The following is a 20,073-nucleotide window of genomic DNA, read 5'->3' as shown; positions in this document are numbered from 1 at the left end:
GGCCACCACCCCGATAGATGCGGCGACCAGCACCGGACCCGTGCGGCTGATTCGCCACCGCTTCGACTTCATTCCTTACGAAGTGGAAACCCTCCCTGCCGTCTGATCAGCTGATTTGGTGGATGGCGGCGGTTAGCTGGTTCTCGGCTTCGGCTCGCCGCTGCCGGAGGTGCTTCAGCGACTCTTCCAAGGCGGCGACCTCGCCGAGCCAGGCCCTGTCCTGTGCCTCGGACAGACGTGCTTCTGCGTTGCAGGTCATCTCCTCGATACGGGGTAGCTGGGCGGGGTCGACGCGCAGGAACCGGCACCGGCTGCAGGCGTGCTCGTGGACACAGGGCGTGCCGTAGGGGCGGTGGCAGCCGCCGAGGGCAACCTTGCGCAGCAAGAAGTGCTGCTCGAACTCGTCCCATTCCTCCCCGGACGCCGATCGCAGCTCCCCGAACGGGCGCAGCTCGCGGCGGCGTTCGATGAAGTGCCGGTGCGCGGCGATCACTTCCTCGGGGAACACGGCGGTGTAGCCGCGGGTGGTGTCGAGGTTGAGATGGCCGAGCAAGGTGGCGGCGATGTGCAGCGGCAGGCCGCTGGAGACCATCTCGGTGGTGAACAGCCGCCGGAAGTCGTGCGGGGTGAACCTGATCGGCTGCCCGGCATCGGACAGGCCGGCGTCGGCGGCCAGCTCGCCCAGCAGACGTCGCACGACGGCGTAGGAGATGACTTCTTGGCGGGTGCCGATCCGGCGGGCGAACAGGTGCGGGAACGGTTCGCCGTGGATCCGCTCGTGCGGGTCGTAGCGCACCGACAGCGGCACCTGCGCGCCGCCGGCCTTTGCGCGGCGCTGCACCGCGAGCAGCACCGTCACCAGCTCCGGACTCATGGGGATCAGCCGCTCGGCATCGGTCTTGCTGGGCACGATGTGCAGCAATGGCACCAGCGTCCCGGTCGTTTGCGAGGTGTAGTGGCGCAGCGACAGCTGGGTCAGCTCGAGCAGCTCTTCGATCCGGACGCCGGTGTGGCGCAGCGTCTCGACGATCGCCCATGCCCAGAAGCCGTCGGATTCGGCCTGGGTGACGTTCACGACGCCGTACTGCAGCCGGATCGCCGGCCCGTCAGGTGCTGGCGAGACGAGTTCGGCGCGCAGCTCGCTGGCGACATCGCGCAGCGGCCGAGCCCGCGGTGCTGTTCGGCGAAACGTCGCCCCGTCGACGGTGAAGACCTCGCCTGGCTCGGCGGCCAGGGTCGCGGCGTGGAGCCGCTCGGACCAGTCCTTGCGCCGTGCAGCCTCGGCCACGAGCGCTGGCAGCAGCGGCATCAGCATTCGAGTGCGGCCCTGGGTGCGGGACTTCTGCTGGCGCCGCACCTTCGAAGCCAGCTTCGACTCACGGCGAGCCACCGGGCACGGCGCGACCCAGGTTCCCCAGCGGACCGGTTCGTCGTGCGACCACTCCGCCAGGTCACGGTAGAAGCCGCGGACCGCGAACAGGATCGAGTGGATCTCGCGCCGCGGCAGCCCATCGGTGGTGATCGCGAGCCGCTCCCGCCAGGTCGCGACTGTGGCCGGGGCGAGCCGCAGATCCTGCTGATCCGGGTTGATCTGAAGCACCTCCCACCAGAACAGCCGCGCAAGCCGGTAGGCCAGGCCCTGCAGTGACCCGTAGTCCATCCCGGCCTTGATCTCGTTGAGGTAGTCGACCAGCACGTCCCGCACGCCAGACGGCGGGATGCCGTACCGGTCGACGAGCGTTGCCGCTGAGTGCTGGCGGGTGTTGCCCTTGGCCGACCACGCCGCCCGCAGCGTCGCCGGTTCACTCGAGAACGGGCCCAAGGCGACCATGAGCTCCCACGCCAGATGCTCGCGGCGGTGCCGCCCTGACGTCTTCACGACGTCGGCGTAGTGGAGCAGTTGCTCGCCTTGCAGCTGCTCAAGGCGCCGCCCGGTCCGGATCATTACCCGCGACAGGCAGCCCTCGGCGTCGAACTGGTGCCGCAGCAACGCGTCGCGGTAGGTCGGGAGAGCCCGCAGCCGTCCAGCGGTCTCGGGGTCGTTGACGCTCAGCATCTTGGCCGGCAGGTGCGCACCGGCTCGCGATTCCAGCTGCCACCCGTACGACGGCCGCAGCACGCGACCGGCCATCAACGCGTTGGCCGCGTAGCCGATCTTTCGCTGCAGGGCCTCGTCCGGGCCGACCACCGCGCCACGCCATGCCCGCGGTGCCGCGTCTGCGCCGCTGGACAGCCACCGCTCTTCCCAACTGTCGCCTGGAAACTGTTCCAGCCACTCCAAAACCCTACGGATCGCCGGCCGCACGGGCTTGATCCGGAACGAGTCGCCGAGATGATCCAGCACGGAGTCGACCGTCGCGTCCCGGTCCAGCCCCTGCACCAGGTGGCCGGCAGCGTCGCCGGGCAACAGCGGTGGCGGCGACCCCAGGTCGTAGGCGCGCGTCTTCACAATCCGGCCGTTGGCATCGACACGAGGATCCGGCGCGACAGTGCCCAGCGACAGCAATTTGGTCGAAGACCCAGCGGCCCTGCGGGTCTGGTTCGCGCGCCGCCGCGACTCCAAGATCGCCCTGCCGCCGCCTGGAGCTGTGCTCTGGCCGGTCACGCGCCGATCCCCAGCAGCTCCAGGACAGCCGCGGCGTCGTAGACCGGCGCGATCACCGGTCCCGCGACGCGGGGCCGGGCGTAATGCTCGAGGACCTTTCCGACGAGCTCCTCCAGGCGCGGCTGGGCGTAGATCTGGGTCGTCGTCACGCTCGCGTGCCGCAGGACCGTCTGCACGTCGAACAGCGTGAACGCCGGATCCGACAGCATCCGCGCCGCAGCGGTGTGCCGCAGATCGTGCAGGGTCCAGTTCGAGCCCAGCGCAGCGTTCGCGCGTTGGAGCACCGCCCGGGCGGCGTGATAGGTCAGTGGGCGCGGCGTTCCCTGCCGAGTCCACCAGACTGGCCCGCCCGGTGTGACCGGCGGTTGTTCCTCGGCCAGGTAGAGCGCGAGCCAGACGAATGAATCGACGCTGGCCGGGATCCTCTCCCGCAGGCGGCTGCCCTTGCTGACGACCGTGATCGTGTTCGCGCCCGCGTCCACGTCGCCGTCGTGCTTCAGGCCCAACAGCTCGCTCGCACGGGCACCGCTCGACAGCCAGAACGAGACCAGCGCCCGGTCGCGGTGACTTCGAAGTGTGCCGAACAGCGCCTCGGCCGCCTCGTCGGGGATCGCCCGCCACACCGGCCGAGGTGTCTTCTGCCGATACGTGGCCCGCAGGTGTACCACGAAGTTCTCCATCGGATTGTGGTGCGCATACAGCCACTCGCCACCGCGGCCGCGCTGCGCCGGCACCGGGTTCACCAGCGGTCCAGCATCAGTCGAGCAAGCCCACTCGTAGAAGCCGAACAAGACACTCAGCTGGTGGTTGATCGTGCGACTGGCGTACTTCGCCGCAAGCACCGGCTTGCCGGTCACGGGGTTCACCGAACCCGGCGGCGGCGCATCGGGCCGGCGCCGGACTCGTTGCGGATTCGGGGCCTGCTGCAACCACTCCACGAGGGACCGCACATCCAGCCGCTCCGCCCGCTCCCATGGCGTGTACTGGCGATGCAGGAAGCGGAACCAGCGCAGCAGATCGAACGCGTAGCTGCGCAAGGTCGCCGGACTGCAATCGGACGTCGCCAACTCACGCAGATACCCCGATGCCGCTACATGCTCAAGCTCGGGAAACAGCACCCGCCATCGCAGACCCGACTCGAACTCCACCACGCGACCCGGCTCAACGATTGGCACGCCACACCCTCTCCCGACACCTGCTGTAGCACCAAGTGATGCTCAGAAGAGTTCAGTCAACTAGCCGCGCGGGCGCGGTGGTGAGGGACGGCAAGGTTCGATTGTGGTCTCGGAACGGCAAGGAGTTCACCGACAAGTTCCCCGATGTCGTTGGCGCTCTTGAGGCCCAGTTGCGGGTGGATTGTGTGCTGGACGGCGTGTTGGTCGTGTGGACTGGTGAGCGGCTGGATTTCGATGCGCTCCAGCGCCGGATGGTGAACACGGCGGCGACGGTGCGTCGGCGCCTGGTTGTGGAAGAGCCGGCTTCGGTCGTGGCGTTCGATGTGCTGGCGGTCGACGGCGTCGATATCGGCAAATGCGGTGGTCGATCCGGCGTCGCCGGTTGGAGTCGCTGGCAGAGAGTGGATGGAGGTCTTCAGGGCTGCCGGGGTGGAAGGCCTTTTGGTGAAGGGCGCCTCTAGCCGCTATGTGGCTGGCCGCAGCTGGGTCAAATAGACCAGGGAGACCGTCGAGGTGATCGCTGGTGGCGTGATCGGGCCGTTGAAGCAGCGGGAGGTCCTGATCGCTGGAAGGTATCGCGGTTCAGAGTTGGTCCAGGTCGGCCGGACGGTTCCGTTGTCGCCTGAGCAGTCGGCTGCGCTGGGCGCGGTGCTGCGCAAGGCGAAGCGCGATCATCCGTGGCCGGACGAGATCGGCACTGGGCGGTGGGGCGGGAAGTCGGGGAAGGTGGCGTTGACCAAGGTCGACCCGGTGGAGGTGGTAGAGGTCAGTGCCGATGCGGCCCTGCAGGCTGGGCAGTGGCGCCATCCGTTGCGGATGGTCCGGATTCGCGCAGAGATGCAGCCAGAAGACGTTGCGACACTGCCTGATCCCGCCGTGGACGCGTGACGCGACGCTCACGCGCGATGCCCGGAGGGTGAGATTTCGGGCTCTCCCCGCAGTTGAGCGTGTCGTGTCGTAACGCAAGGCGGCTCGGCATCACCGTCGTGGCCGCTGACCTGCCCGAGGCCTGGCGACTGTGGGCACGACATCACCGCCACGCTCGAGAAGATGTACCGGGCGATGGGGCAGGAGTTGCCGCGCACCAAGCGGATCCTGGAACTCAACCCGGAGCACGCGCTCGTCACCGGGCTGCGCACCGCGCACGAGGCCAACGCCGACGACCCAGCGCTGGCCGAGGCCGCCGAGCTGCTCTACGGCATGGCACTGCTCGCCGAGAGCGGCGAGCTCGCCGACCCGCCCCGCTTCACGCGCCTGCTCGCCGACCGACTGGCCCGCTCGCTCTAGACAAAATCCTGGATTCGAGCTGCCGCGACGCCCGTCGCGCGGCGGACGTCGCGGTAGCCCATATCTCTCAGGGTTTGAGGGCGCGGGTGGCGTAGTAGCCGGGCAGCCAGCCTGCGGTGGCGTCGGAATGGTGCGGGGCCTCGTCGAACCCGGTGATCACGAAGCCGGCGGCGAGCTGCCCGCCGATCTGCTCGGCCATCGTGTGGCTGTACTCCAGCGGCGCGTTGGCTCCCCACAGCCGCTCGCGCTCCTCGGCCGGGACGTGCGTCAGGTCGCTGTACGGCAGGCGGTGGCGGACGACCAGCTCGCCGCGGGTGTCCATGGCCTCGTGGTCGAACAGGTACACGTCCGGGTTGAGGAAGCCGCACAGCAGCGCGCCGCCGGGCCGCAGCACGCGGAAGCATTCGCGCCACACGGGTGCGAGCTCGGGCACGAACAGGTTCGAGACCGGGTTGAGGACGAGGTCGAACAAGGAGTCGCCGAACTCCGACAGGTCGCGCATGTCGCCCAGTACCGTGCGCAGCTCCAGACCCTCGCGCTCCGCGACCATCTGATCCTGGGCGAGCTGACGCGGCGAGTTGTCGAAGACCGTGACCCGCGCGCCGGCCGCGGCGAGCGTCGGGCCTTGCTGCCCACCGCCCGAGGCCAGGCAGAGAATGTCTACATCGGACAGGTCGGCGGGGAACCACGCCCGGTCGACCGGCCGGTACCCGATGAGCACGACGGACCAGTCACCGGCGCGTGCCCGCGCGACGGTCTCGGGAGTGACCGGGCGCGACCACTCGTTGCCGCTCTCGACCTGAAGGTCCCACGCCGCGCGGTTGTGCGCTACCGGATCAACGCTCACGGGCATACGGTAGCGCCCCGGCGACGATCGCCGCCGAGGCGCATACCTTCAGCTTCTGGTCCAGGACTGGTTGCCGCCGCCGTTGCAGTCCCACAGGTCGAGCTGGGTGCCGTTGGTGGTGCTGAAGCCGGGCACGTCGGCGCAGCGGCCAGAGCCGACGCCGCGCAGCGGCTCGCCGGGCGGCGCGGGTGGCAGGTCGTTGACGGGCTCGGTGTCGCCGGAGCCCCAGCCGTAGACCTTCATCGAAACTCGCGTCGCCAACGCCGTATCAAGGCCGCGAACACCGCGATCAAGCACATCAAGCGCACCGGACGCGGCTACCGCAACCGCCGGCATCCCAGGCCGTATCCTGCTACGCAGCCACCGTCAGACACGCCGGCCGTGCACGCTTGAATCAGCAGGCCATCACGGCTAGCTGCGGATGAGTTGGAGAGGAGGAGGCGCTTCAATGAGTGAAGAGTTCTACTCGCACGCGAGGCTGTACGACCTGATGTTCCCGGGCGGCGGGCCCGCAGTCGACTTCTACCGGGCCGACGTCAATCGGCAAGGCGGGCGGGTATTGGAACTCGGGTGCGGCACCGGGCACAAGCTGATCCCCATCGCGTCCGACGGGCAACCGTGCGTCGGCATGGACTTCTCGTCAGACATGCTGGCTGAGGCTCAGCGTAAGGCGAACGAGCGCGGTGTAGCGGTGGAATGGATGCAGGGCGACATGCGGGCCTTCGATCTGGGCCGCACATTCGACTTCGTGTTCATCACAGCCAATTCTCTACTGCATCTGCATGAGGCTGAGGATCTGGTGAGCTGCTTCCGGTCGGTTCGAAGACACCTGGCACCTGGAGCACGGTTCGTCTTCGATGTATTCAACCCGAGCGTGCGCCTACTTGCCGAAGCCGATGGCGTGCGGCGCACCCGGGAGTCGTTGTCGTTCATCGATCCTGACCGTGGCACCGTCAGCGTCGATGTCGCTGAGATCTACGATGCGCCCGCGCAAGTTACCCGCGGGACGTGGTACCTCTCGACTGACTCCGAGCCCGAGTTCGTCGTCGCACCGCTCGAAATCAGGAGCATCTTCCCGCAGGAGCTGCCGCTGCTCCTCTCGCTCGGCGGCCTTCGGCTTGTCGAGCGCTTCGGCGATTGGTTCGGTCGGCCATTTGCCGTGGATTCGCCGCTTCAACTCTGCATCTGCGAGTCCGCGTGATTGAAGGCGAGAGAGCACAGTCTCGGTCACGCAAACTGTAGAAGTGCCTGTCGACAGGGCCGCCTCGGCGCCGACCGTGCGGACTGCCGCTGCGCGGCGGACTGGAGCAACACCGCCGCGAGCTGCTGGACAACGTGCTCATCTTCGTCGGGGTCGAGCGCGTCGAACACCGACAGCATGTGCCGCTCGGAGTCGTCGGCGCGCGCGTCCCAGGCGAGCCGCTCGCGCACTGCCTCCAGCTCGGCGCTCTCGGCCTGGGTCGCTCCGATGAGGACGGTCAGGCGCTCGAGCTTGGTCTTGCTGGGAAGCCGGTTGCCGGCGAACTCCGCGACGCATACAACGCAGCGCACTGATGCCAGCCCGATAGCGATGTCCCAGAAGCCGCGACAACGATCGAGGGCTGTTCCGCAAACGGTCGTTTACGGAACAGCCGGCCGCTGTAGACCGCAGACGGATGACCAGCGAATCGCTGCTTGCTGTACCAGAGCGCGGAGGCGCCGGACGAGAGTGATTCCGCCAGCATCGCTGACGGCGTCCGAGGCGCGTGGCAGGCTGGCGAGCATGTACGGTCGATACGCGTCGGTGGCCAGCCGTGCCGATCTGCTCGACGCCGGCGAGGACGCTGACCCGGTGCGGCCACTGCGGGCGAGGGGAGAGATCAGGTGCCCAGGATGAGGACGTCGACCGCTTTCGGGGTCGACATCGGCGGCAGCGGGATCAAAGGCGCCATCGTCGACCTGGAGAAGGGCGATCTGGCCACGGAGCGGGTGAAGTACCTGACGCCCAACCCGTCCACCCCGGAGCCCGTCGCCGCGGTCGTGGCCCGGCTGGTCAAGGAGGCCGAGTGGACCGGTGACCTGGGCGCGACGTTCCCGGCCGTGATCAAGAACGGGGTGGCCAGGAGCGCCGCGAACGTCGACAAGAGCTGGATCGGGACCGACGTCGACAAGGTCCTCACCGACATCACCCACTGCGACGTGACCGTGCTCAACGATGCCGACGCGGCCGGTATCGCCGAGGCCCGGTTCGGCGCGGCCAAGGGCGTCGACGGCGTGGTCATCCTGCTCACCTTCGGCACCGGAATCGGCAGCGCGCTGCTGCTCGACGGCCAGCTCGTGCCCAACACCGAGCTCGGTCACCTCGAGCTGGACGGGTACGACGCGGAGAAGAAGGCCTCCTCGGCGGCGAAGGACAACGAGGGCCTGTCGTACAGACAGTGGGCCAAGCGAGTGCAGCGATACCTTCGGCACGTGGAGAACCTGTTCACCCCCGACCTGTTCGTGGTCGGCGGCGGGGTCAGCAAGAACGCCGACAAGTGGGTGCCGCTGCTCGAGATCTCCACCCCGGTGAAGCCGGCTCAGCTGCTCAACAACGCCGGCATCGTCGGCGCGGCGATGGCCGCACACGAGAAGTTCACCGAGTAGGCCGACTACCAGCGAAGCTCCGGCCGCCTCCGCGACCGAAGCCCGTGCGCGGTTTCCGACCGACACTGTGATCATCGACGCCGACCACCTCCGTACGTCGGCCGCCGCATACGGAGCCAGCACGATGATCCGCGTCGACCCGGACGGCCGGCTGACCGTGCATCGATCGGGTATCCAGGACCAAGCGGCGGGTGGACCCGACGTACTCCTGGACCGACTGCGCGAGTTCAGATCCGCGATCGCGGTTCTGGACGGATCGACCAGTACGCCGATGGGCAAGGCGTACCTGTCCACCGCAGTCACTGAGGAGTGCAGGAGTCCCTTATTGTTCTCGTCTTCTGAACGGATGCCGGTGCGAACATCATTCGCGCAGCGCCAGGCGAAGTAGCCGGGTCCTGATCGGATACGACGAGGTTCGGCGCGCCAGCCGGGAAAGCTGCGACAAAGGCGAGCACTTGACTGACGAGGATCACCGGCGGATCAAGAAGATCCGCCGCTACTGACCACCGCCCGGCCCGTGGCCGCTGACTGTTAGTCGATCTGCCGCGGCGAGCAACAGATCACCGAACGGCTGGAACCCGATCTGTCGGCTGTACAGGCCGCTGATGACGCGGTGGATCGTTCCCCACTCCCAGATCGCCGTGGCGTCTACACCAGTGTGGGTGGCCAGCCGCTTCGCCCTGGCGTGCAGGTCGTCGCCGGCGTCGGGATTGCATCGGATGATGGTGCCAAGGTCGCATGCTCGCTCAGCGCGCAGGCCACCCGGATCGATGAGCTTGAACGTGCCGTCCGCCGCCTGAAGCACGTTGAGGTCGTGGACGTCGCCGTGTACGAGCACGGCGTGTCGGTCATCGTGGGCGCGGCGGCGACGGTCCAGGCACGCGAGAGCGTCCTCGACTGTCGCTTCCGAGCACGCCTGACCCGTCTCTTCCCACAGTCGCGGCAGCAGGTCGGAATACTCGCGTGCCTTGTCGGCGCCCGTCGGCAGGTCGACATCGGGGCTGACCGGCCGCCAGAGCCGGACAGCGACATCGCACATCATGTCGTGCCGTGTCGCGGGATCAGGCACGACGTCGCAGATGGCAGCCCCGAGTCGCTCGAGCAAGAGTGCGCCGCGGTCGAGGTCGTCGCGCAGCAGTCTCGCGCAGCCGTCGCCGTCGGCGAGGCGCAGCGCGGTCGCCTCGAAGGTGAGATCGCGCTGAGTCCCCGGAACGCCGACCTTGAGGACAGCCGCCGTTCCGTCAGCGAGTGTCGCCTCGACGACGAGCGCCGCGTGTCCGCCGCGCAACGTGGCGCCGATGGTCAATGACCACTCCTGCGCTAGAGATTCCACGATCGAGGGCAGCTCGTCGAGCCACGCGGCGTTTCCGTCGGCGACGACCTTGTTCCACACTTCATCGGGAATGTCGAGCATCACGTGGGCTCCTAATGCGACGAGACTCGATCACCAGTCTGGGCGAACGTCAGGCCGGTGCCTGCCGGTCGGCGCGGTCGTCGGTGACGGGCCGGACCTGGCCGGGTTCGTGCCAGCCGACGTGCACGCCGCCGCTGTTGCCGTTGGCGGTGGCGAGAAGCGCCTGCCACTGTCGGTGTCGGTGCGGCGCTGGTCGACCAGGAGAGCCGACGCGCAACGCCAACCTTTGCCCGGTTCCGGGTCAGGAGACCGGCCGGCATAGCGCCGGTTATCGGCTTGCCCGAACCGACCCTGCTTCAGACACCGCGGCTGCCTGTCTGCTGCTGTCTCCGGAGCGCATCCAGCCAGGCTCCTAAACCCTCGAGATCCCGGACATGATCCTTCCCACAGAGATCTGCCGCGTCCGGCGCTGCGTGGCCGGAACGACGGTGACGAGCTCGAACCACTCCCGGGAGGCATCTACCGGCCGTCGTGGATCGGGCGGGCGTCGGCGCACCGAGTTGGGGCTTTCCACGGTCTTGACGTTCTCCCAAGTGAGACGTTCCCGGCCAAGCGACACACCGTCCTTGTCCACCACCAGTCGGAGATCGTCGACAACCTGGACCCTTCGGAACGGTTGCCGTACTTGTACGTCGCTCGCGGAGCGATGTACTGGTTCGATCCGGAGTTCGACGCGACGTCGTTGTGGTCGGGGGTGTACGTGAATCCCCCGCTCTGTGACCGCTTGTTCGGTCCGCTGTTCGAAGCGTATGACCTCACCAACGAACCCAGTTCCATCACGACGCCGGTCCTGCTTGTCCTCGGCCGTCATGACTACGTCGTTGCGTACACACTGTGGAAAGAACGCGACCGGGCGGCGCTGCCAAAGCTGACCTACCGCCTACTCGATGAGAGTGGCCATACTCCGCAGATCGAGGCGGCAGATCGGTTTGATCAGGCGCTCATCGAGTGGATCGCGACCCTTGACTAGCGCCACGGTCGCCCTGCCCAAGCCGCGACGCCTACGAGGTCAGCGACCGCGGCCGCGTCCCGGGTGACAGCCCCGCTCGTCACCTTCGACCCGGCCACCGGCCAACGACTCCTGCTCGGCGGACCAGGCGATCAGCGCCGCACCCGCTGATCGGGTCTCGGCGAGGTGGGCGGCGAGTCGGCCACAAGCTCTTCAGTAGGGAAACACCACCCCTTTGTCGGTCCACGTGACCCCTTTGTTGCGGCACAGACAGAAGGGATGCCCGACCGGGTCGGTGTAGACCCGCCAGCCGTAGCCCTCGGGTCCGATGAAGTCCTTCTGCAGTGTCGCGCCGAGTTCGACGACGCGGCGCTGTTCGGGCTCGATCTCGTCCACTTCGAAGTCGAGGTGGAACTGCTTGGGGTGTTCGTCGTCGGGCCAGTGCGGGGCGCGGTAGCCGTCCACCCGCTGGAAGGCCAGCTCGATCTCGCCGAAGGCGATGCTGGCCCAGTTGTCCTTGTCGTGGCTGTTCTTGATGGGGTGGCCTGTCACCGCGGCGTAGAAGGCCGCCAGCTTCATCGGGTCCGGACAGTCAATGATGAAATCCGTGAGTTGTAGCATCCCGCGATCTTGCCACGGGGTAAGAGGTAGCCAATATCGCGCAGGGCAGCATCCAGTCGTCCGGTCCAACTGCCGTGGGAGGCCGGGGACAACCACCGGCCACGCTCGGGATCTACGAGGGCATCCCGCTGACCGAACGCGGTCACTACTACGGCGGCGTTCTCCCGGACCGCATGACGATCTACCGCAACCCGACGCTGCGGATCTGCGACACGGTCGACGACGTCATCGACGAGGTGCACATCACCGTGGTGGACGAGATCGCCCACTACTTCGGCATCGACGACGCCCCCGTCCACGAGCTCGGTTACGGCTGAGCATTGCCAGTTGCTGCAAAGCGCAGGCCATTGTCTGTCGATTGAGATAGCCTCAGGCGGCCGGTGCCGGGGACCGGTCCAGCCCAAAATGTGAACGATCTAGTGAGGCTTCGCAGTGAGCGACCCCCAGCCGCCTGCCTGGACCCCGGAGAACGACCCGAACCGCCCGTACGGCGCTCCACTGCCGCCACCGCACACTGCGCCGCTACCGCAGTACGCCGCCCGACCGCCGCAGTACGGCGAGCCTGCGCAGTACACCCAGCCTCCGCAGTACGGCGGCCAGCCTCCGCAATACCCTGCTCCGCCGCCACACCAGCTGCATTCCGGCGGCCCGCAATACCCGCCACCCCACCAGCCGCCCGCCAGGCGCAAGACCCAATGGCTGCTGGCCGGCGCGGTCACCCTGGTGTTCGCACTGGTAGCCGGCACTGTCGTCGTCCTGGCGACGCGCGGAAGCGGTGACGCCGCCGTCGGCGGTCCGATGCCGACCGCGACGTACTCCGACGGCGTGACATCCAGCGAAGCCCCGTCGCCCACCGCACCGCCGTCGTACACGCCTGAACCGGCCCCGACCCCGACGCCCACTCCGACGCCGGAGCGCCGTCGGACGCTGCGGGACATCGATCAGGGCATCCAGGTGTACGACGACGTGTACGTGAACCCGGCGAGTGGGTGGCGCAAGGACCGCAGAACGAAGTACTCGGTCGACGTCGCTTCCCCGACCAAACACGGCGTGGTCATCGTCTTGGTGAACCCAATCGGCTACCCGGCGACCACCGCCGTGAGGTCGGTCACGCGGCAGTTGGTCGAGGCCGACCGCCTGACCGCTGTCCGGATGAACCCTGTCAAGAGCCTCAGCCCGGCGAACTCGAACATCGCAGGCCAGGCGCGGATGGACTTCTCGGGCCGGTACGCGAAGAACGGCGCAGTCATCTCGATCGTCGGCCGGTGTACGACGATGACTGGGGTCGAGTCGATCCACAACGTCACGGTGACGGTGTGCGTCGAGGCGCTGAAGGACGCCTGGGACGTGGTTCTCGGGGACGCCAACCGCATGCTGGCGTCCGTCGCACGGTCGATCTGATGTCACTGCAGCAGAACCCCGCCGGCGGGGGCAGAGTCGCGCTGCTGACGGGCGGTCTCGCCGTACTGAGAGGCGACCCGGGTGCCGAAGTCCACGCTGCACGCTGGGCCGACCAGCGGTCGATCCGGGTCCGACTGGCTCGACGGCAAGCGGGTGCCGTCGGCCGTCCGGCTCGACCAGCTGCTGCAGCGCGTCGGCGGCACCGCGCCGGCGCAACGCGAGTTCGCGGTGTGCTCGACCGGATCTCGGCCGGCCCTCGCGCGGCGCTGCACCGCCAGCAGCACCGGGCTCAGGGGATCAGGCGTTCGGCGTCCTCTTACTGCGCACATTGTGCAGCAGCGCCACCAGCGTCCCGGTGGTCTGCGAGGTGTAATGACGCAGCGACAATTGTGTCAGCTCGAGCAACTCTTCGATCCGGACCCCCGCGGTCACTTCCCCAACGAGCAGGCCGCGCTGAAGTGCGTCTACCTCGCGGTCATGAGCCTGGACCCCGACCGGCACCCGGCCGCAAACGCTGGACGATGCGCCGGAAACCAGCCCTGAACGCTGGCCCACTGCTCGCTGTTGTGATGGTGGGAGCGGACAAGTCCGCTCCCACTCTGAAGGCCCTGGAGACCTGGCTGGTGACCAATCTGAACACGATCACGATCGTCTGCTGATCGTGCTGGCCACCGTCATGATCGGCCAGGGCCTCGAGCTCTTCCGCTGAAGGGCCTATCGACGGGGCTTCTTGCTGGTGGACGGCTTCTTGGCTGTCTTGCGCGGGCTGCGCTTGGCTGTCGAGTCGGTGTCGGCGGCGCCGCGGTCGGGCAGGAGATCGGCGAACGCTTCGGCGACTCGCGACCGTTCCGGCGCGGCGTCGGCCGTCGCGGCCCGGATGCCGGCTGCTGCGTCTCCGCTCGCCAGCGCGGACAGGCGGTCCACCGCTTCGGTGAGGTGGTACGCGCCGCCGCCGAGGGCGACCCACTTGCCGACCTCTGGATTCATCGCCAAGGCGGCGTCCCGGTTCTCCGCGTCGCTGGTCGGATGGTCCACCCACAGCTCGACGTCGTCGGTGACACCGACCGGAACACCTCCGACTGACCAGGCGACCGTCACGGTGACCAGGTGCCGCCCGGGCCGATCGAGCGCGAACCCGGCCGTGCTCCAGAACAGCCGATAGCTCGCGGTCAGTTGGCCGCCCGGAGCGAGTGGCTCGAGTCGAACGGTCTCGCACTCGATGACGAACGGCCGGACCGGACGCTCGGTGCCCCGGTCGTTGGTGACAGTCATGGTGGCGAACAGGCCCTCCAGCCGCACGTCGTTCGGAACGATCAGCTCGGCGTTCGAGGTGTTCGTCAGCGTCCAGGTCACCCTGACCGGTGCGCCGAAAGCGGCTTGCTCGGTATCGACGGTTGCCTCGAGCGAGAGCTCGGACGCGTCGAACAGCTCCCGGTCGCCGGCCTGGGGCGCGCCGGACGGGAACCAGCTGGCGAACGGCCAGCCGCCCGGCCTGATCACCGGATCGGGCATGTGCGCCAGGTGGTTGCGCACCGTCGAGTTGAACCCGAGGTTGATCTGATCCGGGAACACCCCGGGATCCCCGGTGGCGGGCCCGCCGAGCACGTCGGCCACGCTCGGCGTGGTCGTCATGATCGAGTTGTCCGCCGAGGTCTCGCTCTCCTGGTGGATCTGGTTGAACGCGTGGGTGACCTCGTGGCTGGCCGATCTGAGGTAGGCCCGCGGAACGTCGCGCTGCATCTCGCCCTCAGCCGCTCCGAAGTTGCTGGAGTGCGAAGCCGGGTAGCCGTCGTCGGAGAAGCTCGCAGACCCTTCACGAGGTACGTCGATCTGGTCGTACATGACGCCTCGGGAGCACCCCATCGTTGCCGGTACGACGACCAGATGGGTTCGCCACTCGGCATCCAGATTCGTCGTCGCCTTGCGCACGGTCGTCATCAGGTTGTGCAGGTCTGCGCTCGACCAGCAGACATCCGGGTCCACACCTGCCGGGACCGGAACGTTGACCTGGTCCTCCACGACGGTCAGGTCCCAACGGGCGCCGGCGAAGACGGTGTCGAAGTACTCGTTACCTGTCCCCGACGGGTGCGGAACCGGAGCCGGTCCAACCGCTCCGGTGAGTACGTCGATCTCCAGGACGGCTCGGCGCAGGTACGACGAGACCCAGGTCAACGTGATCGATCCACGGTCCACGGTGCCCTGGAACACGCGGCCCTGGAAGCGCGGCCCACCGAGGAACGGGAAGCTTGGCGCGGCCTTCGTCAGGACGAAGCGCAGGCTGCGACTCGGCGATGCCGGGAAGGACCCCTCGAACGAGCCGGCGGGCGGCTCGGTGTAGTTGAACTGGTCGACGTCGATGGTGACCTGGCATGGACGATGCCCGATCGTGAAGGCGGGTACCAGGAGCCGGGTTCCGCTCAGGTAGGAGTGGTACCGGTTCCGTGGGTAGATCGGGATTCGGCGGAGCGGCAGCAGTTCGAACGGCTGGTCACCCCGACTCAGCGCTGCCGCGACCGACCCGGTTGCTGCCTCTTGGCCGGTGTCGGGTGCGCGCGTCGTACCGGGATCGACGACCCACGGTGGTGCGCCGAGGTACAGGTCGCCGCTGACGATCACACCGTCCGGGCCGGCTTCGGGAGCACGTCGGTCGACCCTGAGCGTGCCGACGAACGGCCGAAGCGACCCCGTGGGACGGAACGTCACGGCATAGCAGCCGTCCTTGAAGCCGAGGTTGCAGGGCTTGAACGGCGGAAGCGGGGGCGGCGGAAGCTCGGGCAGCGCGGGTCCCGGATCCGGACCGGGAACCTGCGGCGTGTCTGCGCTTGGTTGGTCTGCCTCGAACGAGATCGGTGCCGCGAGCGGAACACCGGGCTGGATGGACATGTCAATCTCCCCCCTCGGGAACCGGCCCGGCTGGCGACGTCGGGGGAGAGGTGCGCTCGTAGGTGACCTCACACCCTTCCGGATCGGTGAATGTGAAGCGCTGTGAGGTGAGCTGGACGGGATATTCGACCAGCTCGTCGGTCGCCGTACTCAGGACCAAGGTCCGGTCGTCGGCGAGTCGGTAGGTCCCTGCGTCCCACCAGATCATCCCCTGATCGGGACCACGCGCTCCCCGGTACGTCGCCAGGACGAACGTGATCTCGACCGGATACCGCTGGGCGCAGTCGGCCGTGGACAGGCGTCGCCACTGTCCCTGCAGAAACGGCAGACCGGTGGTCCGATCGGCCGGTGCCGACATGATTCCCCCCGAGGACTCACCGTGCGCAGCCAAGAACCGCTGCTGTCAGCGTTGATCCCCACCATCGCCGCGTCAAGGCGGCAGCCCACTTGAAACGCACGTTGGCCCGTCTCATCCACCTCATAATATGGATGAGACCGGCCGTCGGAATTCAGTCGCCGCTGAGGGGAGTAATAGGCAGCGCGCTGTTCGAGCCGAGAGAGCGGGGTGAAGGTTGCCGATCTACGCCGCGGCTGTTCCGTGACAGTTCCGTGGGACGTCGGCAATCGGTGGTAAGTGGCGACAAGCCTTGAGGGGCAAAGCCGCAGGTCACGGCCAGATTGAGGGAGTGTCCCACTCACTGCCGTATGGCTGGAACAGATCTACACCATCTTCGAAGGCGCCTCGGAGACTCAGTGCTTCTTCATCTCCCGCGCCGAGTTCGTCGAAGCGGTCTCTGCCCGGCCGCGTCCGGGACTAGGACAGGTACGAGGGGGAGGCGGCTCGCGCAACTTCGGTGATGCGGCTTTGGATCTGCTCCGGTGTCAACGCTCGCACGTCGCCGCCAGGACAGAGGGTCGATTGGAAGTGGAGGATGCCGTAGTTGAGCGGATCTTCGCGCTGTACCTCGACGGCGTCGGGTTCAAGGGGATCGCGGAAATCCTGAATCGTGATGGGGTCCCCTGTCCGTCAGCGCACACGCCGCGGCAGAACCGGCATCGCAGCGGTGATGGTTGGCAGGGCTCGACGGTCAGAGCGATCTTGGAGAACCCGCGGTACACGGGAGACGCGATCTATGGGCGCTGGCAGAAGGTCGAAGAGTTGCTGGACCCGGATGACGTCGCCGCTGGCCATGTCGTTCGGTTCCGTCGGTCAGCGCAGGCGAAGGTTGTTCGGTCGCGTGAGCCTGCTCATCCGGCGATCGTCTCGGTCGACGTCTTCACGCGGGTACAGCTGGAGATGCGCGCTCGCCGTGGCTCGGAGATGGCCGCGCGTGGCCGTCTCGAAGGCGAACGCCGACTCTCGCTTGGATCTTCGACGGGTACGCCTGTGATCAACAGCGCATCCGCTCTGAGGTGCTCGCGTTCCTCCGGAGCGGGCTGGTCACCGCGGCGTGGGACAGAGGCCGATCCGGTTACCAGCGGACGAGTTTCCACACCTCTGGTCGGGGTTCGTCGGCGGCGTCGATGTTCGTGCCGTGCGGGTCACCTACCTCGGCGAAGATCGCCACCGCTGATTTCAGGTGTCGCATCGTCTCGTCGGGGTGGCCCAGGGCATGGTGCAGGTCGGCGAGGTTGTTGTGCAGCGCGGCCTCGCGGTGGCGGTCGCCCTCCTCGGTGCAGAGGGCGAGCGCGATGGTGGCGAGTTCGAGCGCGGGTTCCAGTTCCCCGTGGGCGCGATGGGCCAGGGCGAGGTTGTTCAGGGCTGCGACGCGACCGGGCAGGTCGCCGATCTGTTCGGCGAGGTCGCGGCCGGTCCTGAGATGCTGGAAGGCGTCGTCGATGCGGCCGCCGGCGGTCGCGAGCATGCCGAGCATGTTGTGTGCCTGGCCGAGGGCCCGTCGGTCGCCTGACTCGGCGGCGAACGCGAGTGCCTGGCGGGCGAGTTCCGTCGCACCTGCCGTGTCGCCGGCGTCGTGGCGGGTGAGGCTCAGGTCGGCAGTGACGCGGGCGTGCTCGGCGGGTTGGTCAGGCGGCAGGGTGTCCAACGCGGCGCGGAAGTGTGCCTCCGCGAGCGCCCACTCCCCGCGCCGGTGACGCAGGCGCCCAAGCCGGTGTTCGATCCCGGGCAGGTTGGCGGTGGCCGCGTCGGCGGCCGCCAACTCATAGCTGCGTACTGCGGCGGCGTAGTCCCCGGCGAGTGTCTCGAGGTCGCCGATCGACGCGTGCAGCGTGGACGGACTGTCGTGCCCGAGAGCTAGCGCAGCGTGGAGGTGGTCGAGGGCCTCAGCGTTGGCGTAGACCTTCCGGGCTTGGTCGGCGGCGGCAGCGTACGCCTGGGCGGCCTCTTGGTCCTGGCCGGCGAGTTGGAGGTGGTGGGCAACGACTGCTGCCGGGGCGTGGACTGCATGAGCCGCCCGTGCGTGCAGCAGGCGCCGCCGAGCGAGGCTGGTGTCGTCGGACACGAGCCTCCGCAGTTGGTCGTGGACGAAGTCGTAATCGAGGGCACCTTCGCGGATCAGCCCGCGGCGTACCAGTTCCTCCAGCGAGGCGACGGTCTCCTCGTCAGTGCGTCCGCCGACCGCACGGACCGTGTCGACGTCGAAGGATCGCCCGAGGACTGCCGCGGCGGCCAGCACTTGCCTGCCGGTGTCGCTGACCCTGGCGAGGCGTGCGCCCAGGAGGTCGTTGACGCCGGTCGGCACCGGCCAGCTCTCATCGGCACCGGTGGTGAGGGCGTTGAGGTATTCGACGACCAGCAACGGCACGCCTTCGGTCTCGTCGTACAACCGGAGCGACAGTTCGTGCTCCATCGAGGGCCGCGCGGTGGCGAGCAGCTCACCTATCGCTTCCAGGTCGAGCCGTCCGAGCCGATGTACGACGCCACCGCCCTCCGCGACGACACTGCCGAACGGGTGGTCGGCCGGGGTTCGCCAGGTGAGCGTGATCAGCAGCGGCCGACCCGCGCGCCGGCGCAGGCCGTACCTGAGCAGGACCAAGGACGCCTCGTCCAGCCACTGCGCGTTGTCGAGGTGGATCACGCCGGGGACCGGCCCGGACACAGCCGCCGCGAGCGTGTCCCAGACGGCGGCCAGGAACCTGGCTTCGGCTCCCGGACCTTCGGCCTGGGGTTCGGGACGGATGTCGGCAATTTCTGGCAGCAACCGGGACACTTCGGCGATCGTCTGGAGCGGTACGTCGTCGACCCAGCGGGCGTCCTCGCGCAGCCGGGCCCGCAGCGCGTCGACCAGTGGCGCGTACGCCAACGCCGCCTCGTCCTCATACGCGCGGCCGGCCAGTACGGCGGCGCCGTTCTTGCGCAGGTCGAGGACAAGCTCCTCGACCAAGCGGGTCTTTCCGATACCGGCCTCGCCCTCGACCACGACCAGCCGGCCGTCGTGATCGATCGTGTCGTAGACCGCGCGGACAGCCCGGATGTCGTCGTTCCTTCCGACGAACGGTGTCTGGGTGTCCTGCGCCGGAGTCTCCGCAGTCTCCGCAGTAGGCGGCGACGCGATCAGCGTGCCCGTGTTGACGGCCTCATAGAGCTCGGTCGTCTCGGGGAGCGGTGAAACCCCCAGCTCGCGGGAGAGAGTACGGACGCACTGGCGGTACTGGACCAGCGCTGCGGCCCGATCTCCAGTGAGTGCGTACAACCGGATGAGTGCGCGATGCGCCGGCTCGTGCAGGGGGTCGAGCGACAGCCACCGGCGTACGTGAACAAGCGCGGCCGAATAGTTGCCGTCCGCCTCCAAGCCTGTAGCCAGTCGGGCCAGGGCGCCGGTCAGCTCGCGGCGCAGAGTGTCGGCCTGATTACGTGCCCAATCCTCGAAGTCGGGGGCGTCCCGTAGACCGAAACCCTCCAGGAATTCGCCGCGGAACAGCCCGACAGCCGTCTCCAGGTCGCCTTCCGTCACCAGGTCCCGGAAGCGGTCGACATCGACGTAGAGGCGCTGGTTCTTGATCAGGTGTACGTGATCGCGGGTGGTCTCCAGGCACTCGGGTCCGATCGCGGTGCGCAGCGTCGACAGGGTCCGCCGTAGCGCACCGCGGGCGTGCTCGATGTCGGTGTCCGGCCACAGCAGATCAGCCAGGGCGTCACGCGGGCGCGGCCGGTCGGCCAGCGCCAGATGGGCGAGCAGCGCCACCGCCTTGCGGGTGTCGAATCCGACAAGCGTTCCCGCTCGCTCGACCCGAGGCGGACCCAACAGGCTGACCTCGATCACCACACCCCCGCCCCGTGCGCCGGCGGCGCGGCGGACCGCGCAC

General features: G+C 68.0%; 21 protein-coding genes and 1 pseudogene. 10 read left to right on the top strand and 12 right to left on the bottom strand.

The window, feature by feature from the left end; genetic code table 11:
• Positions 1–106: 106 nt before the first annotated feature.
• Positions 107–2,449: a site-specific integrase gene (locus tag EV644_RS37195; protein ID WP_199240216.1), complete on the bottom strand. Its 2,343-nt coding sequence runs from the start codon at positions 2,447–2,449 to the stop codon at positions 107–109.
• 152 nt (positions 2,450–2,601) lie between these two features.
• Positions 2,602–3,780, bottom strand: a complete 1,179-nt coding sequence (locus EV644_RS37190; protein WP_199240215.1) for a tyrosine-type recombinase/integrase — start codon at positions 3,778–3,780, stop codon at positions 2,602–2,604.
• 38 nt (positions 3,781–3,818) lie between these two features.
• Between EV644_RS37190 and EV644_RS37185 the strand changes: the two genes are divergently transcribed.
• The 3 genes from EV644_RS37185 (at position 3,819) to EV644_RS37175 (ending at position 5,067) form a co-directional block, all read left to right on the top strand.
• Positions 3,819–4,241: an ATP-dependent DNA ligase gene (locus EV644_RS37185; RefSeq protein WP_132195092.1), complete on the top strand. Its 423-nt coding sequence runs from the start codon at positions 3,819–3,821 to the stop codon at positions 4,239–4,241.
• A gap of 52 nt (positions 4,242–4,293) precedes the next feature.
• Positions 4,294–4,668, top strand: coding sequence for a hypothetical protein (locus EV644_RS37180; RefSeq protein WP_132195094.1), 375 nt, complete (start codon positions 4,294–4,296; stop codon positions 4,666–4,668).
• A gap of 162 nt (positions 4,669–4,830) precedes the next feature.
• Positions 4,831–5,067: a hypothetical protein gene (locus EV644_RS37175; protein WP_132195096.1), complete on the top strand. Its 237-nt coding sequence runs from the start codon at positions 4,831–4,833 to the stop codon at positions 5,065–5,067.
• A gap of 67 nt (positions 5,068–5,134) precedes the next feature.
• Here the strand turns inward: EV644_RS37175 and EV644_RS37170 are convergent, their stop codons facing one another.
• Complete coding sequence (locus EV644_RS37170) at positions 5,135–5,914, bottom strand: class I SAM-dependent methyltransferase (RefSeq protein WP_241999293.1); 780 nt, start codon at positions 5,912–5,914, stop codon at positions 5,135–5,137.
• A 48-nt stretch (positions 5,915–5,962) separates the two neighbouring features.
• Complete coding sequence (locus tag EV644_RS37165; RefSeq protein WP_241999294.1) at positions 5,963–6,175, bottom strand: RICIN domain-containing protein; 213 nt, start codon at positions 6,173–6,175, stop codon at positions 5,963–5,965.
• A 187-nt stretch (positions 6,176–6,362) separates the two neighbouring features.
• Here EV644_RS37165 and EV644_RS37160 point away from each other — a divergent pair, with 187 nt between their 5' ends.
• Complete coding sequence (locus tag EV644_RS37160; protein WP_132195100.1) at positions 6,363–7,115, top strand: class I SAM-dependent methyltransferase; 753 nt, start codon at positions 6,363–6,365, stop codon at positions 7,113–7,115.
• Between the two features lie 26 nt (positions 7,116–7,141).
• Here EV644_RS37160 and EV644_RS37155 read toward each other — a convergent pair whose 3' ends face one another.
• Complete coding sequence (locus EV644_RS37155; protein ID WP_132195102.1) at positions 7,142–7,465, bottom strand: hypothetical protein; 324 nt, start codon at positions 7,463–7,465, stop codon at positions 7,142–7,144.
• A 321-nt stretch (positions 7,466–7,786) separates the two neighbouring features.
• Here EV644_RS37155 and ppgK point away from each other — a divergent pair, with 321 nt between their 5' ends.
• Positions 7,787–8,539, top strand: coding sequence for a polyphosphate--glucose phosphotransferase (gene ppgK, locus EV644_RS37150; protein WP_132195104.1), 753 nt, complete (start codon positions 7,787–7,789; stop codon positions 8,537–8,539).
• Between the two features lie 67 nt (positions 8,540–8,606).
• Positions 8,607–8,927, top strand: coding sequence for a hypothetical protein (locus EV644_RS37145; protein WP_132195106.1), 321 nt, complete (start codon positions 8,607–8,609; stop codon positions 8,925–8,927).
• 108 nt (positions 8,928–9,035) lie between these two features.
• On the opposite strand, the gene EV644_RS37140 is transcribed toward EV644_RS37145, so the two are convergent.
• Positions 9,036–9,953 carry an aminoglycoside phosphotransferase family protein gene (locus tag EV644_RS37140; RefSeq protein ID WP_241999296.1) on the bottom strand — a complete coding sequence of 306 codons (918 nt, stop codon included), beginning with the start codon at positions 9,951–9,953 and terminating at the stop codon, positions 9,036–9,038.
• 646 nt (positions 9,954–10,599) lie between these two features.
• Between EV644_RS37140 and EV644_RS37135 the strand changes: the two genes are divergently transcribed.
• Positions 10,600–10,923: an alpha/beta fold hydrolase gene (locus EV644_RS37135; RefSeq protein ID WP_132195110.1), complete on the top strand. Its 324-nt coding sequence runs from the start codon at positions 10,600–10,602 to the stop codon at positions 10,921–10,923.
• A gap of 192 nt (positions 10,924–11,115) precedes the next feature.
• Here EV644_RS37135 and EV644_RS37130 read toward each other — a convergent pair whose 3' ends face one another.
• On the bottom strand, positions 11,116–11,523 hold the full coding sequence (locus EV644_RS37130) for a VOC family protein (protein ID WP_132195112.1): 408 nt from the start codon (positions 11,521–11,523) through the stop codon (positions 11,116–11,118).
• 74 nt (positions 11,524–11,597) lie between these two features.
• Between EV644_RS37130 and EV644_RS37125 the strand changes: the two genes are divergently transcribed.
• Together EV644_RS37125 and EV644_RS37120 are read left to right on the top strand one after the other, a co-directional pair.
• Positions 11,598–11,840, top strand: coding sequence for a metallopeptidase family protein (locus tag EV644_RS37125; RefSeq protein ID WP_241999298.1), 243 nt, complete (start codon positions 11,598–11,600; stop codon positions 11,838–11,840).
• A gap of 115 nt (positions 11,841–11,955) precedes the next feature.
• Positions 11,956–12,924, top strand: coding sequence for a hypothetical protein (locus EV644_RS37120; RefSeq protein ID WP_132195116.1), 969 nt, complete (start codon positions 11,956–11,958; stop codon positions 12,922–12,924).
• A 2-nt stretch (positions 12,925–12,926) separates the two neighbouring features.
• Here the strand turns inward: EV644_RS37120 and EV644_RS37115 are convergent, their stop codons facing one another.
• From EV644_RS37115 to EV644_RS37105, 4 genes are all read right to left on the bottom strand, one after another.
• Positions 12,927–13,208, bottom strand: coding sequence for a hypothetical protein (locus tag EV644_RS37115; RefSeq protein ID WP_132195118.1), 282 nt, complete (start codon positions 13,206–13,208; stop codon positions 12,927–12,929).
• Positions 13,209–13,221: 13 nt separating this feature from the next.
• Positions 13,222–13,479, bottom strand: a complete 258-nt coding sequence (locus tag EV644_RS45680) for a hypothetical protein (RefSeq protein ID WP_199240220.1) — start codon at positions 13,477–13,479, stop codon at positions 13,222–13,224.
• Between the two features lie 159 nt (positions 13,480–13,638).
• Positions 13,639–15,807: a hypothetical protein gene (locus EV644_RS37110; RefSeq protein WP_132195120.1), complete on the bottom strand. Its 2,169-nt coding sequence runs from the start codon at positions 15,805–15,807 to the stop codon at positions 13,639–13,641.
• Between the two features lies 1 nt (position 15,808).
• Positions 15,809–16,165: a hypothetical protein gene (locus EV644_RS37105; protein ID WP_132195122.1), complete on the bottom strand. Its 357-nt coding sequence runs from the start codon at positions 16,163–16,165 to the stop codon at positions 15,809–15,811.
• A gap of 567 nt (positions 16,166–16,732) precedes the next feature.
• Here EV644_RS37105 and EV644_RS47970 point away from each other — a divergent pair.
• Positions 16,733–17,101 (top strand): annotated as a pseudogene (locus EV644_RS47970) (recombinase family protein); the annotation flags it as partial.
• A gap of 178 nt (positions 17,102–17,279) precedes the next feature.
• Here EV644_RS47970 and EV644_RS37095 read toward each other — a convergent pair.
• Positions 17,280–20,012: an ATP-binding protein gene (locus tag EV644_RS37095; RefSeq protein ID WP_158293038.1), complete on the bottom strand. Its 2,733-nt coding sequence runs from the start codon at positions 20,010–20,012 to the stop codon at positions 17,280–17,282.
• Positions 20,013–20,073: the final 61 nt, after the last annotated feature.

Source organism: Kribbella orskensis (genome assembly GCF_004342085.1).
GTDB classification, from domain to species: Bacteria; Actinomycetota; Actinomycetes; order Propionibacteriales; family Kribbellaceae; genus Kribbella; species Kribbella orskensis.
Note: the sequence above shows the minus strand (reverse complement) of the source record. Positions and strands in the feature narration are given on the sequence as shown.